This window comes from [Flexibacter] sp. ATCC 35208 (assembly GCF_001975825.1).
Classification (GTDB): Bacteria; Bacteroidota; Bacteroidia; order Chitinophagales; family Chitinophagaceae; genus Chitinophaga.
The window spans coordinates 1-26,191 of record NZ_MTKN01000062.1; the positions used below are offsets into that span (position 1 = coordinate 1).

15 protein-coding genes are annotated in these 26,191 nt (G+C 38.1%); 4 read left to right on the forward strand and 11 right to left on the reverse strand.

Translation table 11 applies throughout. The features are described 5' to 3' along the window. Nucleotides 1–629: 629 nt before the first annotated feature. Entirely contained in the window at nucleotides 630–1,991 is a 1,362-nt protein-coding gene (locus BW716_RS28065; RefSeq protein WP_143709077.1) for a hypothetical protein, read from the reverse strand. A gap of 447 nt (nucleotides 1,992–2,438) precedes the next feature. On the opposite strand from BW716_RS28065, the gene BW716_RS28070 reads away from it, so the two are divergent. Next, nucleotides 2,439–2,861 carry a hypothetical protein gene (locus BW716_RS28070; protein WP_083729263.1) on the forward strand — a complete coding sequence of 141 codons (423 nt, stop codon included), beginning with the start codon at nucleotides 2,439–2,441 and terminating at the stop codon, nucleotides 2,859–2,861. Between the two features lie 249 nt (nucleotides 2,862–3,110). Further along, nucleotides 3,111–8,078, forward strand: a complete 4,968-nt coding sequence (locus BW716_RS28075) for a sacsin N-terminal ATP-binding-like domain-containing protein (protein ID WP_083729265.1) — start codon at nucleotides 3,111–3,113, stop codon at nucleotides 8,076–8,078. Nucleotides 8,079–8,230: 152 nt separating this feature from the next. Here the strand turns inward: BW716_RS28075 and BW716_RS28080 are convergent, their stop codons facing one another. The 5 genes from BW716_RS28080 to BW716_RS28100 form a co-directional block, all read right to left on the reverse strand. Beyond that, the gene (locus BW716_RS28080; protein WP_083729267.1) at nucleotides 8,231–9,190 is read right to left on the reverse strand and encodes a hypothetical protein; all 960 of its coding nucleotides are present in this window, start codon (nucleotides 9,188–9,190) and stop codon (nucleotides 8,231–8,233) included. Between the two features lie 11 nt (nucleotides 9,191–9,201). After that, the gene (locus tag BW716_RS28085) at nucleotides 9,202–12,453 is read right to left on the reverse strand and encodes a hypothetical protein (RefSeq protein ID WP_083729269.1); all 3,252 of its coding nucleotides are present in this window, start codon (nucleotides 12,451–12,453) and stop codon (nucleotides 9,202–9,204) included. Beyond that, nucleotides 12,450–13,106: a hypothetical protein gene (locus BW716_RS28090; RefSeq protein ID WP_143709079.1), complete on the reverse strand. Its 657-nt coding sequence runs from the start codon at nucleotides 13,104–13,106 to the stop codon at nucleotides 12,450–12,452. The genes BW716_RS28085 and BW716_RS28090 overlap by 4 nt, the downstream gene beginning before the upstream one ends. After that, nucleotides 13,076–14,398, reverse strand: a complete 1,323-nt coding sequence (locus BW716_RS28095) for a hypothetical protein (RefSeq protein ID WP_083729273.1) — start codon at nucleotides 14,396–14,398, stop codon at nucleotides 13,076–13,078. The genes BW716_RS28090 and BW716_RS28095 overlap by 31 nt, the downstream gene beginning before the upstream one ends. A 167-nt stretch (nucleotides 14,399–14,565) precedes the next feature. Beyond that, nucleotides 14,566–15,198 carry a viroplasmin family protein gene (locus tag BW716_RS28100; protein WP_083729275.1) on the reverse strand — a complete coding sequence of 211 codons (633 nt, stop codon included), beginning with the start codon at nucleotides 15,196–15,198 and terminating at the stop codon, nucleotides 14,566–14,568. Nucleotides 15,199–15,448: 250 nt separating this feature from the next. On the opposite strand from BW716_RS28100, the gene BW716_RS28105 reads away from it, so the two are divergent. Continuing rightward, nucleotides 15,449–16,873 carry a hypothetical protein gene (locus BW716_RS28105; RefSeq protein WP_083729277.1) on the forward strand — a complete coding sequence of 475 codons (1,425 nt, stop codon included), beginning with the start codon at nucleotides 15,449–15,451 and terminating at the stop codon, nucleotides 16,871–16,873. Between the two features lie 304 nt (nucleotides 16,874–17,177). Here BW716_RS28105 and BW716_RS28110 read toward each other — a convergent pair whose 3' ends face one another. Further along, nucleotides 17,178–18,023, reverse strand: a complete 846-nt coding sequence (locus BW716_RS28110; protein ID WP_083729279.1) for an HNH endonuclease — start codon at nucleotides 18,021–18,023, stop codon at nucleotides 17,178–17,180. 161 nt (nucleotides 18,024–18,184) lie between these two features. Here BW716_RS28110 and BW716_RS28115 point away from each other — a divergent pair, with 161 nt between their 5' ends. After that, entirely contained in the window at nucleotides 18,185–20,539 is a 2,355-nt protein-coding gene (locus BW716_RS28115; RefSeq protein ID WP_083729281.1) for an ABC transporter permease, read from the forward strand. Nucleotides 20,540–20,545: 6 nt separating this feature from the next. On the opposite strand, the gene BW716_RS37085 is transcribed toward BW716_RS28115, so the two are convergent. The 4 genes from BW716_RS37085 to BW716_RS28130 all read right to left on the reverse strand — a co-directional run bounded on the left by BW716_RS37085 (nucleotide 20,546) and on the right by BW716_RS28130 (nucleotide 26,048). Further along, nucleotides 20,546–20,698, reverse strand: coding sequence for a hypothetical protein (locus BW716_RS37085; RefSeq protein WP_179091306.1), 153 nt, complete (start codon nucleotides 20,696–20,698; stop codon nucleotides 20,546–20,548). A 33-nt stretch (nucleotides 20,699–20,731) separates the two neighbouring features. Beyond that, complete coding sequence (locus BW716_RS28120) at nucleotides 20,732–22,225, reverse strand: NAD(P)/FAD-dependent oxidoreductase (protein WP_143709080.1); 1,494 nt, start codon at nucleotides 22,223–22,225, stop codon at nucleotides 20,732–20,734. Then, entirely contained in the window at nucleotides 22,212–23,570 is a 1,359-nt protein-coding gene (locus BW716_RS28125; protein WP_083729285.1) for a radical SAM protein, read from the reverse strand. The genes BW716_RS28120 and BW716_RS28125 overlap by 14 nt, the downstream gene beginning before the upstream one ends. Before the next feature lie 207 nt (nucleotides 23,571–23,777). Then, a complete protein-coding gene (locus tag BW716_RS28130) occupies nucleotides 23,778–26,048 on the reverse strand; it encodes a hypothetical protein (RefSeq protein WP_083729287.1) in 2,271 nt (756 codons plus the stop codon). Nucleotides 26,049–26,191 lie beyond the last annotated feature (143 nt).

Here is a 26,191-nt window from a genome sequence, read left to right on the forward strand (position 1 = left end):
GTATAAACAACTTCATAGATAATAATTTGAAAATCAACAAAATAATTTGACACATTTTGTGTTTTTTTCAAAAATTAGTTGAATATTTACATCACGATTCCTTTTGATCGTTTCAAAGGAATCTGGTTTTAATTGAAATTAGAGTGGCTTGAGAATATTTCTATATTACTCAAGCCTTTTTTTTGCCCTCAAAAAAAATTTAAACTTTTTTTCTATTCCGCTCATACTTTTTCATCATCAGCATTGTCTTACTTATACCCTCTAAATTGAACCAGGTTGATATTCATGTCAGCCATGCTCTTTGCTTTCCCTTTTTAACCTCGAAGGCACCTGGCATTATATAAAAACCAGGAGTCACGTATGCGGAAAAGCTGCATACAGCTATATACCTCATTATTAACCGGTTGTCTTACTATACGAAGACAACGAACCTGAAAGTTGTTTGAATTCATTACCCATGTCACCCATTCAGCCACCGCAAAGGAATATTCCTTTGGAACGGTGGCTGATCGGTGGTGTACTTCCTTCTATTAAAAATGGTATTAATTCATCCCTTAGCATGGGATAATTATCTTCAATATAGATGGCGAAGACAAAAAAGCCATTGCTTTTATCGCAATGGCTCTCAATTAATTATAAATAGGTATAGGAGCAATCATTTTTCTATACTGTTGGACATCCACCAATTCTATCAAACTCTTATTCTCACTTGCCAGCTGTCTATTTAATTTATAATTTTCAATTCCTTTAAATTTCGCTAATAGGAACTGGGCATAATAACACTTGTTTATGTCTGAAAGCTTTGCACCCACCGGTGTATATTCATCAATTAATTTCTTATTCTTTAATATTGCGTCTTTAGGGTGTTCAATCATACCACTCGATGATAGCATGGTCGTTTCTAAAAAGGTCAAACCCGTTTCATCATCCGAATCGACATCCAGATAATACCCCAGGAAACAATGTGAAGGTACCAGCACTAATACCGGTCTCAATCCCATCCGCTTTAAAATAGAAGCCATCAACACCGTACCATCCACACAATTCGCCTGACTGGTATTCATGGCATTGTCAAAGGTGCGTACCGTCTGAGAGAAAATATAGTTGTCCTGTCTCGCGGCTGAATTATCAGTAATACTGCTATATTTAAATCCTCGGTCATGCAATACTCTCCAGACAGCAGCTACCTGAAGATCTACCGAATTCATAGCGTCCACTCTTTCTGCAGATGAAAGCGCATGGCCCCTATTGAATCCCTGGTATCCCATTACGGAACTAATCATCTTGGTATCTAAAGCTTCCTTCAATATTTTGTCAATTAAAGGATGTTCTTCGTTTACATAGGCGGCAAACATGAAGTTGTAAGACTGATTATCGTAAAGGGTTATACAGTCGTTAATACTCCTCAAGGTAGCAGTTACCAGCTTCTCTACCCTTGCACCGGTGACAGGGTCTATCAATCTGAAATAGATATCCATTGGCGCCGAGGTCTGGTGCTTGCCCAGTTGTCTGAAATCCCAGGCGACTTTGGGCATGAAATTCAATGTCTCACCTGAGCCTTTACAGGTGATATACCCACTGTCTATTTTAAAATAACTTTTATCTGCAGATTCTATCTCCCACTTCAATACAACTCCTGAGACATTGCTTTTGATCTTAAAGCCTAAACTACTTCCCATGTCGACATCCTTCTCTCCTGTATAACTTGCCCAGGCAATAATAAAAGAAGGAAAGACCTGCGCGTGAAAATTGGTGACAGGTTCCCAGGAGAGATTGGTAAATTCCCCGTTTTCTACTGTTAACTTCTGTTTCTTGCTGATACTAACTTCCTGCCGGCTACGATAATCAGGTATTTGTTCATACTTAATATTACCACTGGTATCCTTTTGCCAGGTGGATTTAAAGCCTTTGGAAGTATTGGCGACTTCTTTGGAGGTCTCTCCTACCTGTTTGGTAAGATCCTGTAAGTATCCCAACCCTGTCTTTCTCAAGTTGTAAAAGCTGTTTTAATTGTTCCATTGCTATAGGCGTTTGTGCAATGCTCCTATATTTTTAAGGAGCAAATGATAGCAAAAAGCCCTTACTAATGATTACCTGCAGGTGGTTCAATATGCCAGAATGACAATCTTATTATATTCCGGATAAAATGGACCAGGGTGGGGCAACATCCCAGAATGGTGGGTCAACATAAATCAGAGACGTGGGTCAACATGCTCCAGAATGTACAATCGAGATACCCGATTGTCTAGGAGAGTACAAATTGCCTAATGAAAATATTACAGCTAGCAAGATTAATGATACAATAAATAATATTGACGACCTTAACAAAGAACTAACTGTCCTTCAAGACGATCTTCAAGTTTATAATTACCATAAATCCTTATTAACGACAAGTGGCGATCAATTAGAACAAATTGTTCAATCCATATTCGAAGAACTTGGATTTGAAATTATTTCTGCCAAAGAGAATAGAGATGACCTCATCATTTGGAGTAGTAGAAATAAAAGGAGTCAATGGCTCTGCAGCAGAAAAGCATGCTGCACAATTAGAAAAATGGGTTTCAAGTTATTATGAAGAAAATGCAATCAAGCCCAAGGGAATATTGATAGTAAATGCCTATAAAGAAAAAGCACTTAAAGATAGACCCACAGATACTTTCCCACATCAAATGCTAAACTATTCCCAACAACGAGAACACTGCTTATTAAGTAGTATACAATTATTAGGTCTTTACTATGAATTTAAAAGTAACCCTGACAAAAAGGAGGAATTAATAGACAAATTATTAAGCCATGTTGGCGTATTCCCTGATTTCAAGGATTGGAAACTTTTTTTATCTGTGGAACCAACAGAATCCTGATTTTCCAGATTCTAGTTTTCACACATCTGCAACTAATCATCAATACTCTATTATTATTTTACAAGTATAATAACTTGTCAATTAATAAACTTATTGAACCCAAATACTATTATCCTCTCTGAGTATTAAAATCCTATAGCTAACTAACGGATTGTTTTCCAATTCTTTCTTATATTTATTAGAATTGAGTATCCCCCCATCTGCTGTCAATGTCGAATTATAAATTTTAACGTTAATTCATTTTTTGTGATGCCCATGCTATATTTAAGAAACGTTGCCAAATTCCGACAATGGTATAAACAAGTAAAAGCCCGTAACGACGATAAATCTATCGATACTGACTTCGTAAACATTTTCCATCCTATCTCAAGTCGTAAAGAGAAAGGTTTCCCTTATTTGATATACGGTACCCGTGATGATATTGGTGGATTCCTTCGTAGTACATCACTAAATGTTGCTGCAGATCAACAGGCTATTTATGAATTAATACAAAATGCTGATGACAGCCGTGCAACATTTTTTAGCGTAACCTACAATGAAGACTACTTATTATGCATAAATAATGGAGCTTTTTTTACCGATAACAATATGTCAGCACTTCTCAATATTGGCGATTCAGATAAACAAGGAGACGATATTGGAACATTTGGAATCGGATTCAAAATCCTGCATCGTTTGTTAGGAGAAGATGACGGGTTGGATGCAATTATTAATGATTATGCAGGTCCCATTATCTTTAGTTGGTCGGAGGCGCACCACCTAAAGATGTTTATAGAAGGGAAGCGTCTATGTTATAACAAAATAGATGAATATAACTCCCGTTTACCTTGGTTGCTAAAGATTATTTATACCTGTTTTCCAGTATCACTAGGTGAAGAAATAAGATTAAAAGATCATGAAACGGAAGGGATTGTATTCAGTGATGAAGAGTTGAATGCAATGAGGAAATTATTAGTTGATTCTCTTGAAAGTATGAATATCCTGAATAGGGAAAGCGGACAGATAAATAAAGGATCAATTTTTTTCCTGAAACTTGGTCCGGGTAAATATAAATATATCCATGATAACATTAATAATCTTCGTAGTGGTATTTCTTACTCAATGAACTTTCTTAATAGTTTGATGCGTGTATATGTCAATGGTGAGCTTATTAACAAACAGGTACTTACAGGGTGTATTGAAGATAAATTTGAACGGGGAAGTGCTGATTTCAATGCAATAAAACCACGAAATCCCAATAGGGATATCCGCTTTAGCATAGCCTACTACAGTGATTATAAGCAATCAGACTCATTGAATCTTTCACCGAACTTTTACAACTTCTTTTCCATGGATGAAGAAAAGAATGGGTTTAGGTTCTTATTACACTGCAATGCGTTTGATATGAATAATGACCGGCGCAAATTGCAACAAGGATCTCAAATAAACGAACGGCTACTTCCGGCAATAACTAAGGCTTTTGGGGAGCGTGCAGAGAAAATACGTTTAGAGGATAGGAAGGACTTCCTGGCTATTTATGCAGCATTAATATTATCTGAAGAACCAATTAAAAAACCACATATCAATGATTTCTTTTTTAAGCCGTTAATGGAGTTTGTTCGCCAAAACATTCCTATTGGTAATGGTTTTGAAACTGATGTAGCAAACGTAAAAATAAAGGAATTTAGCACTGATTTAGATATGCAGCAGCTAGGCATGCCCAGACTTAAATGGTTTGAATGGAATAGTCAGAAGGATGAGTTGTTAGTCGATGCTGCAGTTGCAAAATTGGGTATTGAAATATGGACGATTGCGGAAGTGCTCCTCAATGCTAACATTTCTTTGCTGAATAATTGGATTACCATACAGTCGGCAACTAATTATAATGTTTTTCTGAAAGAAATTCAAGATATTGAATTTTCAGATGACGTCAAATCCAGGTTGGGAAATATAAAGTTATTAAAGTTCTCAGACGGTAAATTCTATTCGCTTCGGGACGTTATGACCAATACAGACTTAATTGCTACCACCCAACAAACAGCCAGGATAAATAAAGAACTATGCGCTATTGGTTTTTCCATTTCCGAACGAAATGTATCAGAATTGAAGTTCACTAAAGAGCTACCTTCTGATCTGCTGAAGCCGGAGGATGTTTATAGAAGAATTGCTGACAAAATACAGAAAACCAATCTGCTTTCTTCAGAAGGAAAAAGAAACTTGTTCCTGAACTTTATAGGTACAGAGACACGCTTTATTGGCGTAGCGGATGCCACATTAGGTAAATTACAACTTTTCAAGGATACCTTAGATAGAGTAAAACCGCTAGAAGCTATGCTACCCGCAACTACTAAAGTACCTGAGTGGCTCAACCAGTTTAAAATATCCCCACAAGAATACTTTCCGGAACTTAATAATTATTTGGTTCCCGAAAAGAATATTTATCAAACCTTTATATTACGCAATTGGGAAAGTATTATTGCTGAAATTGAAGAGAAGGATTCATTTTACGAAAAAGTTCAATATTATTTTTCATTAGATCCGGAAAATGCGCCGTTGCAAAATGAACGTTTTGTGCTTATTAAAGATGAAAGTGGGGAGGAACGCTTTGTATATTCACAAGATATTTTTTTCAGTGAACAGCTGCAATCTTCATCAAACTATACGACACTTGCTAATATTATTTTTAGCCTTACCGGGAAATACATACCTCATTACAATACTCTTGTATTTCTCAAGCCGCCACTGTTTATTCTAAAAACAGAATATCTTGGTGATTTACCGATTGAACCTTGCCTGTTAGACGTGTCGGATGTTCGTGAGCTTATTAACTTTTGCGAAAGAAACCATGAAACTTTTTTTGAGAAATTTTGTGTTGAGAAAGAAGATTCCGGGTTTATGGTTACTGAAGCATCAGCATCTGTACACCAGGTAAATGTAGCGACTGCCACTGCAAAATACCTAAGGGATATAATTAATAGCAATGCATCAGCAGACGTCACCTTTAAGATCCTGCCTGCGGAATTTAATGATCTTAAAAATAAAGAAGGTGTTCTATCTGGAGAAGAATTTTACTATTTTTTACTTGAACATATTGATTTTGACCTTTTTGCCGAGACATTAATAGATTTCATATCTTATTCTGGTCCTAAAATCGCTTTTCTTGAAAAACTAAATAAGCTTGTTTTATCGGCCGATGTTTCCTATGATAAAGATACTTTCGAGTACAAAGTACTTGACATGGCATGTGGTGAACTAAAGAGTAAGGAAATACAAAGCCACTGGTTCAGAAATAAAATTAGATTAATTGTCGATGGAAAAGAGGTCAGCATGAACACTATTCCTTCATCCGCTGAAGAAATTACTTTTCTTGGTAGTGATATAAAGCTATACGTTGCTGATGTATTGCCTCAGGGTTTTTCCATTACAGGGTTATTGCATAGAATAATATCCAATTTGGTGACTGCTGGAATTAATGAAATACAACTCAAGGCACTACTCAATATTCATTTTGAGACTGATCTAATAGAGATATTGGAACTTATCCCAAAGAAATTAGAAAATGCATATCAGCTTGCGTTTATAATTCTTTATCACAACCAAATCACGTCCCTGGATTTAACTGAATACTTTGTCCTCACGTTAGATGGAGAATATAATTTGACCTATAATTTTTTCATACATCACTTCAATTTTCTAAAGCCATTTGCAAGTCTTGACTTTAAGTATGAAGCTATCGAAACGATATTTAATGGGAAAGCAATTTTTCTCAAAAATGATGGTGGTAAGATTTTTAGCAAGCCAAATATTTATGATAATTCATTTGTTTGTTTCGATATTAAAGATTCGTTGGATGATTATGATAAGCTTAATCTTCTTCAATATATTTTTGAGCTGTGGAATAATGAAGACAAAAATTATTTTAGATTTGTTGACTGGTCGCGAATTGGCGGTGTTTCTACTCGGGAATTATTAGGGTTCAATCCACTTGTCTGTATGATAGTTCAAGATTTAGCAATTGAGGAGGAGTTACCCCCGGCGTATTTCTTAGATTGGATCTTACAAAATCAGATTCCTGATAGTTTTCTTAGTGATTTAGAGATTAATACTCCTCTCGCTAATATTGTGGCCATTCGAAAACAATTAAAAAAGCATGGTTCATTATCATTAATAATAGAGGATGTCAATGAAATGTTGCTGAATAATACGTTGGTTTGGATGAAAGAACAGAATATATCCTTGACTGGAATAGATGAGCTTAGGAGTTTGGAGAAAATGGCCAGCCACATTAATAAGTATATCAACGAAAATTTTGAATCAGATGAAGCAAATGTGGATTCAGATGATGAAGAAGATGTTGAGGAGGAAGTTTTAGAGCCAATTGAGATTATAAAAGAATTTGATTTTAACACACTTGATTTAGCGAGTGTGGAGCTTACGAATGAAGTATATCAACTTTGGAAGAAGATCGTGAATGATAGGTATTTAATTTTTCTATTTCCAGGTACGCTTCCTCAATTAGCCAAGATCAAAGGATTTGATGATTACATATTTGTTCGATTCAATGAGAATGACTTGGCGATGTCGGATAACAAAATTTATGTTAATAGTAATGTTCAGAGTAGTCTCACATCCTTGCTACGTAGTTTGGTTGACGAAGGGTTGAATAATGAAGATTTTGTTACATACTGTAACATAGAAGAACAACTTAAAGAAAATGGAGATCAAAGGATAATAAAAAATGGATGGGGTGATATTGAACGGCTCCTACATAACTATACACCTGAAAAATTACAGCGTTTCTTAGCACTGATTGGTAGGGTGCCAATGGATCAGTTAGAGGAGCTTGCTGATAGGGAATTCGGCGACGAAGGTGCGCGTATTAATTCAGGCTATCTAGGTGAAGAAATCGTTTATAAAGATTTGATTAAAAGATTTGGAGTCAGTAGGGTTAGATGGACAAGTGCCGAAAACCCGACTGTTATAACTCCCACAGATGCCTATGATTTTGAAATTTTGGATATTGCGTTACAGCAGGTAATATTTTATGTGGATGCGAAGTCTACAACGAGAGCCAAATTCCAGCATGAAAAAACAGAGATTTTTTGGCGCAATTCCGAATGGAGGTTTATAGAAAGTGAGCCCATTAATTATATCATTGCACGGGTATTTGGGGTAAATGGGAACGATCCTGAAATAGTCTATTTGAGATTATCTTATGATAAAGAATTTCCTGGATAAGAGGTTCGATTCCTAGACGGCAATCCTACTAGCCATAACAAAAGAGAAGCATAACCAGTTGCTAAAATATTGAACTACTAGATAATTCTTAAGTCATGTTGCCGTATTTTCTGATTTCAAGGATTGGAAACAATTTCAATCTGTGTATCCGGCTATGCTTTGATAAGTTCATTATAACGCAATAATTCAACCAGGTCTTGGCTTTCCTCTTCTATCCACTGTTTATTTCGAAAAAGCTTGGATAATAACTCTACCTGCTCCGCATTAAAAGGATGCGCGGGCCATTGTTTAACCATATCCACCTCCTTCCACCTACTCTCGTGCTTTTCTGAAACTTCAGGAATAGCAGCTTGTTGATCATAAGGCGTCAATATCCCAATATCTTTCCCCTTTTCAGCAAAAATCTTATAAATCCTTTTATAAATATCTATCCCATCCTGATCCCAATCGCAACAATAAAACAATGGAAGTTGTAATTTATCAAAGGATATATTTTCAAGAATAGCGGTATTGCTACCACCTACATACCAAAGTTCTATCTCATGGGCTATAGCTATCCAGGGTCTTTTTAAATTCGCAATATTTTCACAGAGCACAATCAATTTGGGAGATGGAGGATCTATAACAAAGCGCCATTGATTCTCCTTTGGATCACTCCCAGGAAAACTATCAAGGCCTAACAAGCGCAATACCGTACTGGCTATTCCTGGATGATCTTCAAGATACTTAGAGCCCTTTTCATGAAACACCCTACTAGAAAACTGACGGATACTAGGTACACTCTCTAGGATCTCATCTTTTCTTTCCACTATAAACGCAAATGTCTCCAAATCATACTCATCAAATCGCTGCCTACCGTCCAATGGAATATTATTAGCCTCTAGAAAGGTTACATATCGTTGATAAGCCGGCAAAAATTTTGCCTCATAGTATGCCTTATAACCTGGCTTATCCATTAAAGTATTTAACCGGCCAGGTTTAGGCCCTATCAACTTCCGGTTTTTAAGACTGCGTACAAATGCATTCTTCAATATACTATCTGATGTTTGCCCTGTTATATACAATTCATACAATCCTTTTAGATGAGGCCACTTTAATTCTCTATTTATCATCTTATCACGAATTATTTAACCAAATCCATATCCCGCTCACATCGAATAGCCAATGGTATATAATTAATGTCCTCTTTTGAAGTCAAATCCTTAGATAACATATACATATAGAGATTTCCTTCTGTAAATGCGCCTAATGGATTAATTGCAAATGACACAATTTGATAATGATACTCTTTCGCAATATTATACAACATATCATAATTACTACCAAGTCCCTCCGCTTCATCCACAGGCATAAACTTAATGCCATTTCTACCTCTGGCCCCAACTCCAGCACCAATGATATGCAATCTGGCGATACAAAGCAAAGCAATGCCAGCATAACTTTGCCCACTACTTCCCTTATTGACAGCCCCACTCTCTGATTTCATTGTAAACTCAAGATCAAAATATGAGTTAGGATCCAGTATTTTTTCAATCTTAGGTTTTGTTCTACTCCCAGAACAAGCGCCGAATGCCGCCAGTAACTTGTCATCCAGGCTAGGGCTTTCAGCAAGCCTGGTATCTATTAGGTTCTCATTATCATCTCTCAACAACGCTTGAAAATTCGTGATCCATTCATCAGGATACTCTCTTGACATAGATGATTGAAGACGAACTCTATGCCCACCAGTAATTTCCTTGTCTTCTTTATTCAGGAATATATCTATCCGTTTAACCATCGATAACCGAGTTTGTACTTCATCTAAAACCTGATCAAGGAGATCACTAATTCTCTGAAATTTACGCCTGTTCAAATCCCTGTTTTTCTCATTGATCTTATCAAGTAAATTACTGATGAGTTCTATAATATTCTTATTATTAACTTCAAGTCCCGGAAAGGCTCCAGGTAACATCACCTTACTTAGCCCAGTAGTATCAAAGATATTCTCGTACTGATACGCATCATTTTTAATAAAATCATGGACCGCTGCATTGTATTCATGCTCAAATTCATATTTCCTATTCTGGTAATCTATCCTTAAGTGACTTCCTTCTTGTTTATAAGTTTTGTCCTCAAATACATCAGCAGGTATATCACCATAGGCTTTCACGTAAAATGAATGGGCTGTTTGATAACTATCCTCAGCCACTTTAAACTTATCCCACGCGTCCATGAATTTAAATGTATTCAGTCCAGTCCTGTAAAATTCTATTTTCTCTTCCAGAAAACTGGCTTTGTCTTTTTTTTGCGTCAGTTCCAGCATTAGATAGGATTGCTGCTGGTTTGCCAGAACAAGTTCTTGCTCAGATGTAGGAAGTACCATTTCAAGCACGTCCCTATATTCATCTTTCCAGCTCTCTCCTCGCAACGTTGTATTTAAAACTTTCAACTTTGTGCTAACAAAACCATTAAATCCTCTGGCCGCTTCCTTCTCTTGAAATGTTTCTTCCATTTTTAGTTTACTATCTTCAAAATCCCGGAGAATATTTTCCTTATCTTCATAGTCTTCTATATAATCTTTGACTATCGCCTCGCTCTGCTTCATAAAATCATCGTCAACATTCAAATGCTTCAATTCATCAAGAATACTAATTGCCTGTAAATAACTATCAAAATCCAGTTCAATAACAATACTTTTCAATTGTTTATGAATTTGAACTTCCCTTTCCAAATGCTGAATCTGTTCTTTAATATTCTGGGTTTCTTGCTGAAAGAATTGCTCTATATGCTGTATATTTTCTTTAGACAGAATTTGCTTCTTCACCCAATGAATATGCTCCCGGATGCCGTTCAAATGAAGCCATCCCCCAACATCGTCCGATTCTGTGATACTTAGCTCCCGAAATAAAATTTCAGGCGCAGGAATATATCTAACAAATGGCTTAATCGTACCTGGTTTATGAGTTGACAAGGTTTTAAAGTGCATAATGACACTTTCCTCCTTTAAATTAAACGCTCGCTTTTGTTTCAATGCCCAATGACCAAGAGAACCTGTATTGTTAATATCCATAAATTGTTGAAAGCCCTCTTTTTCCTTAATAGCATCCTGCGTACGGGCAATAATATCGTCCAAAGTTTCAATAAGTGCTCTGGCAGACGTTGATGGCATTAGAGATGTCAACAGATCTTGCAACCCTTTTCTTTCAAGGGCGCGATTCCCTTCTTTCCATATATCGGCGTATTTCTTTAACCTTGCATTTTTTTGATAGACAGAAAGCAATTCCCCAATAGTAGTATCATATTTTTTTAACCACGAATCTACCGACTCAATAATGCCTTTTCTCCTTTGTTGTATACCATATTCCCGTTGTGCATCATCAAATGCTCTTTGCTTAACTTCAAGGTCTATTGTTGAATTATCTCCTAATTGCTTTAGCACATTTTCAAGTAGCAATAGAGAATTATAGTTAGTTTTTGTGATACGTCCATGTTCTAAAAGCTCTCTGTTCCAATGTTCCTTTTGCTGATGCGTAAATTGTAAATCATGGAGTAACGATTGATACTTCGCCTTTTCTGTCTCAATTTCCAAATTTAAAATGATACCAAGTCGTTGCTGCTTATGGGTAATTAAATCAATATCAGACTTATTCTTTGCATATTGTTCAAAGCCCTCTCTTAAATCCGCCACAGTTACTTGATAACTAGCAAAAATCTTTTTACCCCCCGCAGCTCCAAATAAAAAGTTCTTCAATGCATCTCCTTTTTGCGTTTCTGGAGTGTTTCCTCTTGAAAAAGATTGAATAATAGTAGCATAATCATTCAGCAATTTTTCATTCTCAGAAAGATCTAGTTCCAACAATTGATGATCGTATAAAAACTTATGGTATTGCTTCCTACGTTGCCATGGCTTACATACCAATTCCTTTGTCTCCAAATAATCCACCAATTCATCCAATGGAACAACCTTATCATCCTGCAATAATTCTACATAAGACAATGGTTGTTTCAATGGTATTAATGTTGTCTCATCATATCCATGTTGAATGGTAAAAGGAATTGCGCCTCTAGTGGAAGATTGGATATAAGTTCCTATAACCACAAATTCAGACGCAGCAATTTGAATATTTAAAAAAGCATACCCAATGTCTGTACCCCTACCATCTCTTGTCTTCAATACCATTCCATCTGGTGTTCTTGGCCCACCCATTGCTGCAGTTGCAGACTCGAATGCATCTGAACCTACCAATATCAGTTGCAACAAATCTGCAATCATACTTTTCCCTGAACCGCTTTCACCAATGAAATCAGTTCTAAATTCATGAAAATCATAATCAAACTCCTGATGTTGACGCAGTCCTAATGTGGATAACCTATAAATTATTGGATAATGCTTCATTGTTCAGATAATTTTTTGATGAGCACATCAATATTGTTGATATAATCGCTATATATTTTATGTATTCGATGAAAGGATGGATTGGGATCGAATGTATCTCCATCTAATGTAACCCAGCCAATCTTCCTAAACTCTTTCAGTGCTCTCAATACTGTATCATCCATCTCATTATCATTCATCTGAGAAGGGCTTTCTTTTTTGGCCTTGGCTATTAATCGATATAGATCACCTTTTAATTCTTCATAGTCTTTACGAATGGTTTCTTGTAGTAGACGAACCGAGGATAACGCGATATGCTGGTCGATGAAAATGACTTTATAAATCAAAAAACCAATAATGACATACTCATTCTTAAGATAATCACGTCGGGAACTATCTATTTCACTTCTGCTTTTTGAATTTAAGTCCAAAAAATAATAACGTTCCAGGCCTTCTCCACCAACTACCAAAGGCACCCCAAAGTAATTTTGGTAATATTTTTTTAAGCTCTCCTCATTTTCTTCAATAAATTGAAAGAATGGGTATTGGCCATCAATATGTTGAAAGTGCATTCCATCTTTTAATTGAAAATCTAATTCTGCGAACAGTTCATTTGCATCCCGATGCATTAAGAATTGTATCTCTACCGGCAATTCATGATTATCATTTCCCATATTGTGATACCATTTATTTGAATAGGAATCGAATTATCTACAACAAAATTGAAATCTTTCCGGTAAGGAATTTGGCGAACCAATCGATGAGCAACTCTCACTGCCAATTCAAAACTATTTTCCTCTTCTATTATTTGGAAGAAATAAGAAGAGAATAACACTTCGCCGTCTCGCCTACATTTATCCAGAATAGCTTGCACATGCTTATCTATCTGGCTTTGCAGCACTATTTTTTTATTTAATCCTTTATGGATTTCCTGCACATGTTCTTCTGATTGATCATTACCAGGACGTTTACGTGCCATGGGTGGGAACAAATCATCTTTTCGTTCTACCAATATAAAATTCGGTGTTTGCTGAAAAATTCTAAATGAAGTAATTCCCAATGGGAATACAATATTCTTCTGTTCCAGGTGAGCGTTTACCAAAATAAAACGAAGGAACTTTTCAACTTTAGTATTGAATAATGGCTTATTTAAGCCACTAAAAAGCTGCCTCATTCTGGGTTGTAAGCGATCCAATTTTTTATCGATCAAATCCAATCTGTACTTAACATGTGGAAAGTATTGACGTACTTTTTCAATATTATCGAGCAATTCTGCATTTTCAATACCATTAATATGCTTATTAAGCTCTCTATTGATTTCTTTCATAAGAGAAAATGCAGCTCTTAGCTCCAAATTATATTCTCTTACTTTTTCTAGCTCCACATTAATATTTTTTAACGTTTCTAATGCATCACCTTCCTGCAATTGAGCAGTTTCTCTGATAGCACGCACCGTCTTATCAATATATCGATCCAGGTTATCCACCTGGGTATTCATTTTGGGCTCAAAAGCAGAAAAATTAAGATGCATCCAGGACTCTAGCTCTTTGGTAGAACCACATTGAACGAGATCTTCATATAGCTTTGTACAAATGATTTCAATTTCTGTGGGATTAAAGCTTCCATTAAGTGTCGTTAATACTGCGTTAAAGATGTTTTTAGCGTAATCCCTGAATGTATAAATCTGCTCATCCTCGTCATATCTAAGAAAATAATATTGCAACCCAGATATGAGGGCATTAAATTTAGAAGCAGGAACACGCTCGTACTGCCCCCGGTTGGTTTCCTGAAAAGCAGTATATATCATCTCTTCATTGAAACGTTCTCCTGGAATAGCCCCCGTCATCATCTTTCCGTAGATCCATAGCATAGCTCTCATGGCCTGCTCTTCTGGGAATAGCGCGGCAAAGTTGGAATCTTTTTGTACTTCTCTAATAAAATCAAATGGTAATTGTTCCTGGGTCATAATATATAGGCATAGACCTGGCAAGACTTCACGTAGAAACAGGGAAACAACCTGTCAGGTCTTCAAACATTTTACATTGACAATTAGGTTGAATGCTAAGTTAATGATATTAAAAACCAGAAGAGTTAATAGAATGTTAATGAGTATGTTATAATCCAACTCCTTTATTACTTACGCCCAAAATCAGCAGGATTCTCTCCCCAGGCTTTGGTTTCCCATTTCAGGATTTGATTGATATAGATGTTTTCATTCAGGAGTTGAATGGATCTTTCAATCATTCTAAATAGCTTCTTGTTATCATCAGTTAGGGGTAAGGTGGTATTTAATTTTTTCTCTTTGACCCACTTAATAGCATTGTAACTATCAGAATAGATTGGGATTGTAAGATTATTCTTTTTACAGTATTCTAATGCATGAACGATTACCAGAAATTCAGCTACATTAATGGTTCCTCCTTTAAACGGTCCTTCACTAAACAATACTTCTTTGGTTTTGGTATTTACTCCTTTGTATTCTACCTCTTTTGTTATTGTGTCCCAAGCAGCATCTACAGATATACTATTCAAATCGGGTTGGCCAATTAATTCAAGTTGCTCTTCAGATAATTCACTCTTAAATTCTTTGGTACCAAAGTACAGGTTGTAATCATTTTTAAATGCTTCTTCGGCTTCTTGTAGGGTATTAAAGGCTTTCTGTTTGGCTCCAGTAAAACCTTTCGTTTGTGCTTCACATTCCGCCCAGGTATGATAAACCCCTTTTTCCCGGCCAATCCAAACCGTGTAGTATTTCTTTTTTGCCATATGTGTTTTTTATAGGTTATTTGTCCGCTAGTGGTAGATTTTCAACGAGTTAAAAACAATTATTTTGGGTTAATTAGGTTAAAAACAAATGATAAGATAATAGAAAAAATGGAATTATCAAAATTAGGGAGTTGCGTTATATGGCCTGCAGCTGTATAAAAAGCTAAATTATTTACTTCACCTTATAACTGCGCAAAATAACTGCGCAGTCATAACCAATATTTGCACTTATTTACCCAAATTCAAATCAATGACCACCAGACAGACAAAAACTATTGCTCACGCCATCAAACAGATTGAAGAGCTTAAAACTAACACCTGGCGCGGCAGGGTAATGGGAAAGGCTACATCAATATTAAAGCACAGTGAGAAAAGTGGATTTGAGTTAACCATTTTCCAAAATGGAATTAATCATGATGATCTTGCAGTTGGCCCTATCACTTTGGCAACTAGCAATAATCAATTCATCCTAGATGGGTTAATAGAAGGAAAACATCAAACCAAATTCAATAAAGAAACTCGTAAGGCCTATACATCCCGAAGTTATACTATCTTAAATTTCAGAAAAGGAGAAGAACAGTTTGAATCAAACTGTTATTTGAGGTCAATTATACCAATTTCAGAAGGGTTTAATTGTTATTTCATCTTTGAAATTAAAACAATCCACAATGACTATAATGGTGTAAATAAAAGTCTTCTAGAAGTAGAGATGGATAATAACAAATTTTATATTTATGCCACAGATATATTGAATGCTGGATACTTAATAATAGAAAGTCTTCAGCCACTATCTTATAATCAGTTTAGCCAATATTGTTGGACGATTTCAATAGCCCTGGCATTTTTCACTGGGCAATTATGGCAAAATGAGCAGTATATATTCAGCTACCCAACTCCAGACATGGCCCTACCTACAAGTATAAGCTATGAAAAGCTACGCCCCTGTCTACGATCTATATATACTCCCGTTACATCTAATCCATATGCACGTATCAGATCTAATAAAACTGAATTAGCTGAGAGCTACTTTGATAAAACAAAAGAAGTTAATAAAGAAGTTCTGAGTAATTTATGTAATTGGGTCCATAAAAAGGATGAACATAAGATAGTTATACTCTTGATAGTCGAGGCAAAAAATTCATCCTTACTAATGATGCCTGCAGGCTTCGCGATTGCACTGGAAGCATTAGCAACGCTATTTGAAGAGTGGTTCCCAGAAGCGATAGTCCCCATAAAAAACAAAGCAAAAGCACGGCAAATAGCTGATCAAATGAAAGCTACTTTGGTCCCATATCAAGATGATCCGGATGTAAACACATTCGTGATTGAAAAAAAGCTCAATGCTATAAACAGTCCAACCAATAGAGACAGATTAAAAATACCGTTTGAGATATTAAATATTCCATTAACAAAAGAAGATGACAAAGCACTAATGTATAGGAATGCGCTATTGCATGGAAATGTGAGCCTCATCCCATATGATAGACAAACGTTTGAGATGAAAGAACTGGAACTAGGGATGAGGTTAATGACGCTGGCCAATGCTATCATTCTTAAGCTAATGAGTTATGACGGCTATATAATTAATCATGTAAGAACACCAGAATCAGTTGAGGATGACACTTCGAGCGAAGCACATTTTCGGGCTATTGGGCCCCAAATCATTCTCTGGTAATTCGAGCCTAGCAATAATCCAGGGTTATTTTTCCCCCAGGGAATAATTCATGATATGGGGTCATTTAATCAAACATCTAATACGCTTAGATTTGGGGCAGAACATAATGATATATACACATTAATAGGCGATATCATCATATGGCATTGCCATCTTCCTAGTAGGACCAAACAACATGTTTGATAAACTAATTTGCAAAGCATAAACTAATCATTGTTGTCATCGATCGGAAGAAGGGATTAGTTCATGTTTCATTTTATAATTTTATATAATAATAGATACTTACATTCTAAACATCTATCAATTAAACACTAACACTTATAAACTTTTTCCATCTTTTTGCAAGCGCATCTCTATCAGGCCGCATTCTATCTCTTCGTTGCCTTAACAATATCCCATCTAAATACTCATACTCGCCCCCCTTCAACTTATTCCCTATCCGTACCTTCAATGTATCTGGCTCTATCCCAATCAAATCAGCATCAAACAAAATATGTAAATCTGCCCTCATGAGCAGCCCATTAGTAGAATGATTATTACCCTTTTCCTTATGTGGTTCAACATGACAAGCAATCAGCAACTCTTCTATGCTGGATCCAGTTATACAACAGCGTCCTTCATATAATTTCATGAGTCCGTCTTTCAAAGCTTTTTGTCCAGTTCTTAAACGCTTAATATTAGCCACCATTTTTTTGACCACATCATTAGGCGCTTCAGTATGCGTGATCAATTCTTCAATTTCCTCATCTGTGCCCTTTTCCCCTAATGGCTGTATGATATCCCACACAATCTGTACAGGGGTTGTCTTCTCATGTCTAATGGCAATTCCCCATCCGCGGTATAAAAATGGACTCCGATCCTGCTCTCTTGTAAAAATATGCACAGGTACTTTTCTACTTAGCATTTCTTGGATGGTGTTCTGGCCTACATGTGATTCATTCTTTCCATACCAAACTAACATATTTTCTCCTTCCCAATGATTGTCGTAGTTATGACCAGTTCTTCCCGCTACACCAATATTTGCAAAAATATAATAGCTGCCTTCGTACTTTACGTAACCTGTATTCCAAGAGCCTTTTTGTCTTTCTCTTGGTACTGATAGCGCTTTGTAAATGTCTTCTTTGAAGTAGTTCTCTTTGGGTATTAGCATAATTTCGCAGTATAAAATTGACTACCAAATATACAAATTCGAACACCCTATTCTCAAATCCGAACACCATCTAAATATTTATAATATCTAATCCTTAATATTATAAATACTTAAAAAGTGGCCATCTTTTTGTGCCCATCCTACCAGCCAAAATCCAACCCATGTTCAGAAATTATATCAAAATCGCATTCCGCAATATTATCCGGCATAAGTCCTATACTACTATCAATGTATTAGGCCTTGCAGTCGGCATGGCTTCCAGCATTTTGATATTACTATGGGTACAGCATGAAAAGAGCTATGACCGGTTTCATAAAAACGCTGATCAGACCTATAGGGTCATCGTCAACGCCAGCGACTTTATAGCAGCGGTAAACCCTGCCGGGATGCCTGCAGGGTTAAAGGAAGCAATCCCCCAAATAAAAAATACAGTAAGGTTGAGCCATTTAGAACACCACCTCTTCCAGGTCAATGAACTGAAATTCGAAGAGAAAAGGGTATTCTATGCGGATCCGAGCTTTTTGGAGATATTCAACTTTGCCTTTGTAAAGGGAGATGCAAAAACAGCACTAAATAGGGTTGACGGTGTCCTCATCACCCAGAATATGGCTAAAAAGTACTTCGGTACGGAGAATGCGATTGGGAAAACGCTCAAAATAGATAATGGAAGCTCAATAACAGTAACTGGGGTCTTAGCTAACATCCCTTCTAACTCCCACCTGCAATTTGATTTCATTTTGCCAATGTCTGCAATAGCGAAAATCAGTTCAGACCTAATCAACAACACCTGGACCAACTTTAATTTCTATACCTATATACAATTGGATAAAAGCTTTATCCCTACACCAGCAGCCTTATCCAAACTAAACGCAGACATTACCCGGGTATTTAAACAACATGTGCCCACCATGAAAGCCGAATACACAGCACAACCCCTGACCAGCATTCACCTATCTCCTGCAGCTCAGGTGGATTTGCCCGGTCATGGGAATGTACAATATGTAAATATCTTCTTTATAGTAGCAATATTCATATTGATAGTCGCCTGTATTAACTTCATGAACCTCGCTACAGCCCGTTCTGCCAGAAGAGCAAAAGAAGTGGGATTACGCAAGGTAATAGGTGCGCTAAGAGGTCAATTGATCAGACAGTTTTTGGCTGAGTCATTATTAATATCCTTCTTCTCATTGATACTGGCTTTAATAATTGTCTGCTTATTCCTCCCTGTATTCAATTTACTGGCGGATAAAGATCTTACACTCCATTTAAAGGATATAGGTATCCTATCAGGTATCGCGCTCTTCACCGGCCTGCTGTCTGGCATATACCCCGCACTTATTCTTTCAGGATTCCAACCTATCAAAGTGTTGAAAGGGAATAACAACCTCCCAGGCGGAAATTTAATCTTCCGCAATGGGCTGGTGATCGTACAATTTGTGGTATCTATTGTACTTCTAATAGGAACAGTAGTCGTGTATAAACAACTCCAATACATCAGAAACAGTAACCTGGGGTTTGACAAATCTAACCTGGTCTATATACCCATCAATGGTGAATTGTCAGAAAAAACAAAGGCATTACAAACTGCATTAGAACAAAATCCACATACAGCTAATTATACGATCATATCAGAATTGCCTATCAATATCATCAGTGGGAATATGAATGTAATGTGGGAAGGGAGAGATCCTAATTTGCAGGTAGTCATCCCCAGCATGGGCGTAAGTGAAAACTTTACAAAGGTCTTTCAAATAAACGTGTTGAGAGGGAGAAGCTTCTCTACCGCATTTAATGACTCAAGTAATTTTGTGATCAATGAAACGGCTGTGAAACTAATGGGAATGACAGTCGATAACGCCCTAGGCAAACCACTATCATTAAATGGTACCAGTGGCAAAATCATAGGAGTGATAAAAGATTTCAATTTCAAACCTATACAACAGGTCATTGAACCACTCATCTTAGGGCTTAATAAATATGGCGGGTATGCAGTAGTCAAAAGCCAGCCAGGTAGTACAGAAGCGACCATCAAAGCCTTAGAAAAAATAAACACAGACCTGAACCCTTCTTATCCTTTCACGTATAGCTTCCTGGACCAGGACCTGGCTAATCAATACAAAGGAGAGCAGCAGATGAGCAAGATCTTCAATCTATTCTCTATCCTGGCAATCTTCATTTCCAGTTTGGGATTATATGGTCTCTCTGCCTTCCTGGCACAACAAAAGACGAAAGAAATTGGTGTAAGAAAGGTATTAGGAGCTTCTATCCTAAACATCATTTACCTGCTGACTACGGGTTTCACCAGATTAGTACTAATAGCTGTCGTTATCGCTATACCTATTTCTATATTAGGAATCAATCGCTGGCTGGAGACGTTTGCCTACCATGTACATATTGGCTGGGGGGTATTTGTAATAGCGCCATTAACAGCGTTAGCCATCGCATGGATGACTGTGGGGTTTGAGATCTTAAAAGCAGCGATGGTGAATCCGGTGATAAGTTTGAAAAGGGATTGATGATGATCATTTGGCTGTTACAATAGCATGGATTAAATCGCTGAATGTCCTTGCTTTCAGGCGAAGTTGTGCCGGGCGTTGCGCACCTTTGGCACTAATATTGGCAGAGTTACTGCGGGTGGCAAAGGTTGAATTGGGTTGTTGACGCTGTTTGGGCATGCTGGAGGTTTAACAATAAAAAGATACGAAATTTTATTGATCAGCCTTCATCATTACCCTGTTATATACTAACCATCGAATAAGGTCCATTCCTAATAATTGGATGCCTTCTTTAGCGGTTCGCCTGTCTAAGAGATGAACCATCTCTACTACCGGCTTTTCATTCACATATACAAAAGGTGCTTCATGACCGGGTATCCTGATGCCTTGTTCATACTGAATGAGCTCTTTTCCTAATACAGGGATTTGTTCTACGATAGCAGCAGGGTTTGTTATTAACAGATCATCTGCACTTAACTTCAATACCTGATCCTGTTCAATAAAAAGCGCCTTGCTTCGTTTCTCCCAAAACGGACTGTCATAAATATTTTGTGACTGATAAAATTGCTGCGTCCATTTCACATGCTTACTCACCTCATCTGCCACCATGTTTTCATAAAACGCTATCCCCGCTGCTGCATCTCCTTTTAATATTGTATTTACGACTACCGCTCCCTGCACGGCAGTCTTCAATGCCTTTTGCACCCCCTGTGCAGATAAAGGGTCCATGGTAAACACCGCATCTCCTATTTTAATAAAATTCTTCCCTACGGGCGATTCATCTACATAAGCAGTAGCGGTACACATCTTTACTTCGCCAAAGTGGCCTGAATTTATCAATTGAGAATCCCTTATCAATTGAACATCATTCATCAATTTAGAATCCTTCATTAATTGGATATCCCTCGTCAATTGAAAATCTCTCATTAATTGAACATCCTTCATCAATTGAGAATATCTCATCAATTGAACATCCTTCGTCAATTGAGACCTCCGCATCAATTGAGAATCCTTCAACAAAAACTTCCGCATCAATTGAGAACGTCCCATCTTATCCACAAAAAACGCTTGCACTGAATTATATCTCTGCACCTCACCCGGATCTGCAAACACAAATCCCATTCCCCCTCCACCCCAATACCAACAACTCTCTCCCGCTTCAATAAAAGTCTCAATAGATGAAGAACACCTCGCATACGCCGCCACCGTTACCGGCAATATAGCACGACGGCGCCCCTTTAAGAGAGGTCGCCGTCCTGTAGCCACTACCAGAAATCTTGCTGAAAATGATTGTTCCTGTTCTATAAAAACATCCCACTCACCATGTATGTTCTCTATCGGATACGCATTACCAAAAATCACACGCGCACCTGATGCATTCAATAATAACTGATCAAACCATCCCCTATCCACATGCCAACCACCTTCTTTTTCCACCACTTCATTACTCTCCCATAATACTAAAGAACGGGGAGACAAACGCTTTTCCATACCCACACCTGCACCCACACCTACACCTACACTAACATCCACTCCCAATACCTTCAACCAATGCTCCACACCTGGCGATAAAGATATCCCTACATGTGGCCTTGGAAACGGCACCTTCTCAATCACCACCACACTATACCCAAACTCAATCAGCCGCTTTGCCATCGCACTCCCAGCCGGTCCTCCACCGAAAATACAAATGTCATACTTTGTCATAACCAGGCATCAATCTGTTTATCCTTTCATAAGACTGCAATGTATAATGCAGCCATCCCCTGATATAATCACAAGCACCTCTACCTCTTTCCAATACCTCATGATGACAACCACCTCCACATAAATACCTCGCCCAACAACCGCTACATGGCTGTTGATGATGCACATGTCGCTCTGTCAACCATGCCTGTTGTAAAGCAGCATCCACACCTTTATCCACACTCCCCATCTCTGCCCGCGAGTCATTCACGAATCTATGACAAGCCGCCAATTCCCCATTTGCAGATACTCCCAAATACCCCGCACCAGCTCCACAAGGATAAGGTCGATGTGTAGACTTCGCAATTTCTTTATAAGCATTCACCATATTCAAAAACGGATATCGCCTGCCATTCAGCACCGCCTCTTCAAACTGTAATCCACATGCAATCATCTCCGCTAATAAATGCTCGAGATCATAAGCACTCATTTCATTCGCCCCATTATCCGCCCGCAATAATGGCGAAAATCCCACACTATGAAAGCCCATATTAATAAACGTATCCAACGCTGTATGCAACTCCATATTCATCGGCGTAACAGTCACCCTAGCAGATACCTGCATTCGTTTTTGTAATGATAACAAAGGCGAGATATTCGCCATTACCTGGTCATAAGTACCTTTGCCATTTTTAAAAGTTCGTATCCGATCATGCTCCTCCTTCAACCCATCTAAACTAATCGTCACCGCAAAACCATACTCTTCAAAAAAAGAAGCATCTTCCTCCCTAATCAAAGTACCATTAGAAGTAATCGAAAATCCAATATCCACTCCGCGTGCCAAAGCCTGCTTTGCAGCATACGCAGTAGCCATCCGTATCCCGGCCCTGTTCATCAGTGGCTCACCACCTAAAAAAGATAACTGTACCTTATCACCGGCAACCTTATCTTTCAACAACAAATCCACCGCCTTAAAAGCCATCTCCGCATTCATACTACTCGCCGCCCCAGTTCCAAACTCTCCCTGGCCCGCATAGCAATAACTACATCCCATATTACAACTCTGCGATATCGCCAATGACAAAGCATGCAAAGGAGGATCAGGGATAGTATCATCTATCAGCACAGGTCCATCCATCTCCATACCTAATAGCCCTAAAGCAATAGATGCATCATCTTTAGAAGATAATAATGAAGAGATAAAAGCCGTCTGCTCAGGGTTTCCCCTGAACAGACGGCTGCCATTTGGTAAAAAGATTAAAGGCTCACCACTACCTGGTATCATATGGACATGCGCAGATCCAGGAGCTGCATCTTTTGCAATCTTGGCCGCCAGCTTAGTGGCGAGCTTATTATATGTACCCATTATGCCTGTTTTTGTAGGATCTGTGTTCTTTGTATTCTCCGCTAATGCTTATTCCTAAGCTCACCAGATATACCCATTATGCTTATTTTTGTAGGACCAGTATTCTTTGCATTCTCCACTACCAGCTTATTTCCAGGCTCACCAGATGTACCCATTATGCCGGTTTTTCAGAACCAGTTTTCTTTGTACTCTCTCCATATCTCCCCATCACACCTGTTTTTTACCCCCATCAGAATCCAACGCATCATTCCCCTTCACCAAAAAATTCAACTCCCCTTCCCAATCCAAAAACAAATCATCATAAGTCAGCAAACGACTATCAGCCCGATTATCCGGAATATAATTCCCACTCCGCTTCTTCGCCATCCAGTTATCCCCCCGACTAATCCCATCCGGACCCGGCACCACATTCACATAATCAGGACGGGAAGCCGCCCAGTAATAACAAGCACATTCTCTATAATCATTCTGCCATGGCGCACATAACCCCTGTGTCAATTCACCTGCTTTAATAATATCATTATTAATTGCCGTACTATTCTCCTCAAAGAAATTATTCACCGTCATCACCACCCGCACCAGGTTAGCATTACTTGTATTCAGATCAGCCGCACTCACCACCACCTCTGTATTCGACTCATCTTTCGTAAAGTAGCACTCTACTTCCTTCCCCTGATTTTGTAATACATATGCCAGCCCATTAGACCACTCCATAAAAGACACCCCATTTGGATTAAATGTATTGATCAAAGGCAAATTACCGCTCCGTGGGAAAGTAGGTCCTTGTGTGGGCACCATAGTCGGTTTACCCTGTACCCCAACTAACCGATGATACAAGAGATGTGAAAATTCCTCCTCCGTTTCCACAATGAAGTTGTTATTCTCAATCAAAGTGATCCCTTTAAACGCCCGTCTCCACAAGTTTCTAAAGTCCATCTCCAATCCAGGAAAACAATTTGAAATCGCACTCCTTGCCATCACAGAATAAGGATTCCCATTCCCTTTATAATGTAACTGACCATATACATCCGCCACAGGAATACTAGTCGTCGTACTGGTATTCAACTTCGTCGCACCTGCCTGAAACATAGCCGACGCCGCACTCTGAATAATCGTATGAATCTGTCTGTAAGTAAAACACAACGCTCTACCATCCGCACCACGCATCATAGCTGGCATTTTACGTCTTTCCTCATTGGATAAATTACCAATGGTATCCGGTCTGCGCAAAGCACTGTCAAACCACGTACTCGTAGAGGGTGTACCAATACCATTAAATACCCGTTCATGAATCGCCCTCACCGCCAGATTATCCACAATAGAAGGGGCCATGATCGGTTCATACATCCTGCCAAAGTCATTTGAATCCTGTGCAGGCATCATACTCGCAGGTCGTGGTCTGCCATAATAGTTATTCCCATTCATGATAGCGGTATTCATGAGGCGTACCGTTTCCAACGCTCTTCTTACGATCTCCTGCGCTTCTTCTATAGGCACTTCTTTATCCACATCCGGACCTAATAAGATTTGCTCTATCTCATCTGTCACCACACGTACCGGCAAGGTATCCGGTGCATACGCTGGTGGTCCTGCACATACATGCGCACTTGCTGTCAACAAAGTTCCATCTGATTTTTTCAACTCAATGGTGATTCTGCCATCACACTCATCATCCACATATCCCCAACTCACCCTGTTATTACCCTGATCATATCCCGCAAAAATACCCGCAGGATTAGTCAAAATCGGTCTTTCCTGATTACCTTCCACATAATTGAACCAATCTCCATCCTTACTATACAATAAGAAGTCATCTCCATATTTTAAATACAATGGATCTGGCTCCGGCGCACTACCGTCATCAGGAATCCTCGTGGTAGAACAACCATAGATCCTTCCAGGCCCGGGTGTGAACCTAAATCGAATTTGAGGAAAATCAGTCGTAGGCTGAATAAACTGCACATGGCCCAATGGTAATTTTCTACCCGAAACAAAGTTGGCACACTCTCCTTCCACTGGTATCAATTGATGCGACTGTATATAAGTGATCTCCGCATTGATCTTATCCTTCTCACTCTGTGTACGACGATACAATTTAATATTCGCCAGATGTACATGCCATGAAATACTATCCAGATTATAACCCGCTTTTGTCAACAGGTCTGTCGTCAGAGGAACCAACTGATCCGGATTGTCTGTTGTAATCGCAAACACTTCCAGGAAAGGTGCTACAGGCCGCACCGTACCATTTTTCACATCTATGTTAATCGCATCTTTGAAGATGACTTTATCAGGTGTGAATTTTGTCATGATCCCTGTGGCAGGATCTACTTTATAAGATTCCTCTACTGTAATTTTTCTAAAATCAAGTGGATTTGTCGGGTCTACATCCAGCATAAAAGCATCCATAGGCAATGAAGAGGAACCCAATCGCCCAATAGCGATAGGAGGCAAAATCCTTAAACCAGAAATTTGCATACAATATGTTTATGTGGGTGAATTAAATGGTTTCAAGAATGATGACATTCGGAAATGCGATCAATCTTCCGGTAAAAAATAAACAGTTACGTTAGTGATGATATCGGTTCCTTCCATCAATCTTCCTGTAAAACTTAAACAGT

Excerpts from the sequence above, each read along its gene's own strand:
- BW716_RS28110 (WP_083729279.1), bottom strand. The coding sequence starts at position 18,023 with ATGCTAATACCCAAAGAGAACTACTTCAAAGAAGACATTTACAAAGCG.
- BW716_RS28125 (WP_083729285.1), bottom strand. The coding sequence starts at position 23,570 with ATGGGTACATATAATAAGCTCGCCACTAAGCTGGCGGCCAAGATTGCA.
- BW716_RS28105 (WP_083729277.1), top strand. The coding sequence starts at position 15,449 with ATGACCACCAGACAGACAAAAACTATTGCTCACGCCATCAAACAGATT.
- BW716_RS28115 (WP_083729281.1), top strand. The coding sequence starts at position 18,185 with ATGTTCAGAAATTATATCAAAATCGCATTCCGCAATATTATCCGGCAT.
- BW716_RS28080 (WP_083729267.1), bottom strand. The coding sequence starts at position 9,190 with ATGATAAATAGAGAATTAAAGTGGCCTCATCTAAAAGGATTGTATGAA.
- BW716_RS28075 (WP_083729265.1), top strand. The coding sequence starts at position 3,111 with ATGCCCATGCTATATTTAAGAAACGTTGCCAAATTCCGACAATGGTAT.
- BW716_RS28120 (WP_143709080.1), bottom strand. The coding sequence starts at position 22,225 with ATGACAAAGTATGACATTTGTATTTTCGGTGGAGGACCGGCTGGGAGT.
- BW716_RS28130 (WP_083729287.1), bottom strand. The coding sequence starts at position 26,048 with ATGCAAATTTCTGGTTTAAGGATTTTGCCTCCTATCGCTATTGGGCGA.
- BW716_RS28100 (WP_083729275.1), bottom strand. The coding sequence starts at position 15,198 with ATGGCAAAAAAGAAATACTACACGGTTTGGATTGGCCGGGAAAAAGGG.
- BW716_RS28090 (WP_143709079.1), bottom strand. The coding sequence starts at position 13,106 with ATGGGAAATGATAATCATGAATTGCCGGTAGAGATACAATTCTTAATG.
- BW716_RS28095 (WP_083729273.1), bottom strand. The coding sequence starts at position 14,398 with ATGACCCAGGAACAATTACCATTTGATTTTATTAGAGAAGTACAAAAA.
- BW716_RS28085 (WP_083729269.1), bottom strand. The coding sequence starts at position 12,453 with ATGAAGCATTATCCAATAATTTATAGGTTATCCACATTAGGACTGCGT.
- BW716_RS37085 (WP_179091306.1), bottom strand. The coding sequence starts at position 20,698 with ATGCCCAAACAGCGTCAACAACCCAATTCAACCTTTGCCACCCGCAGT.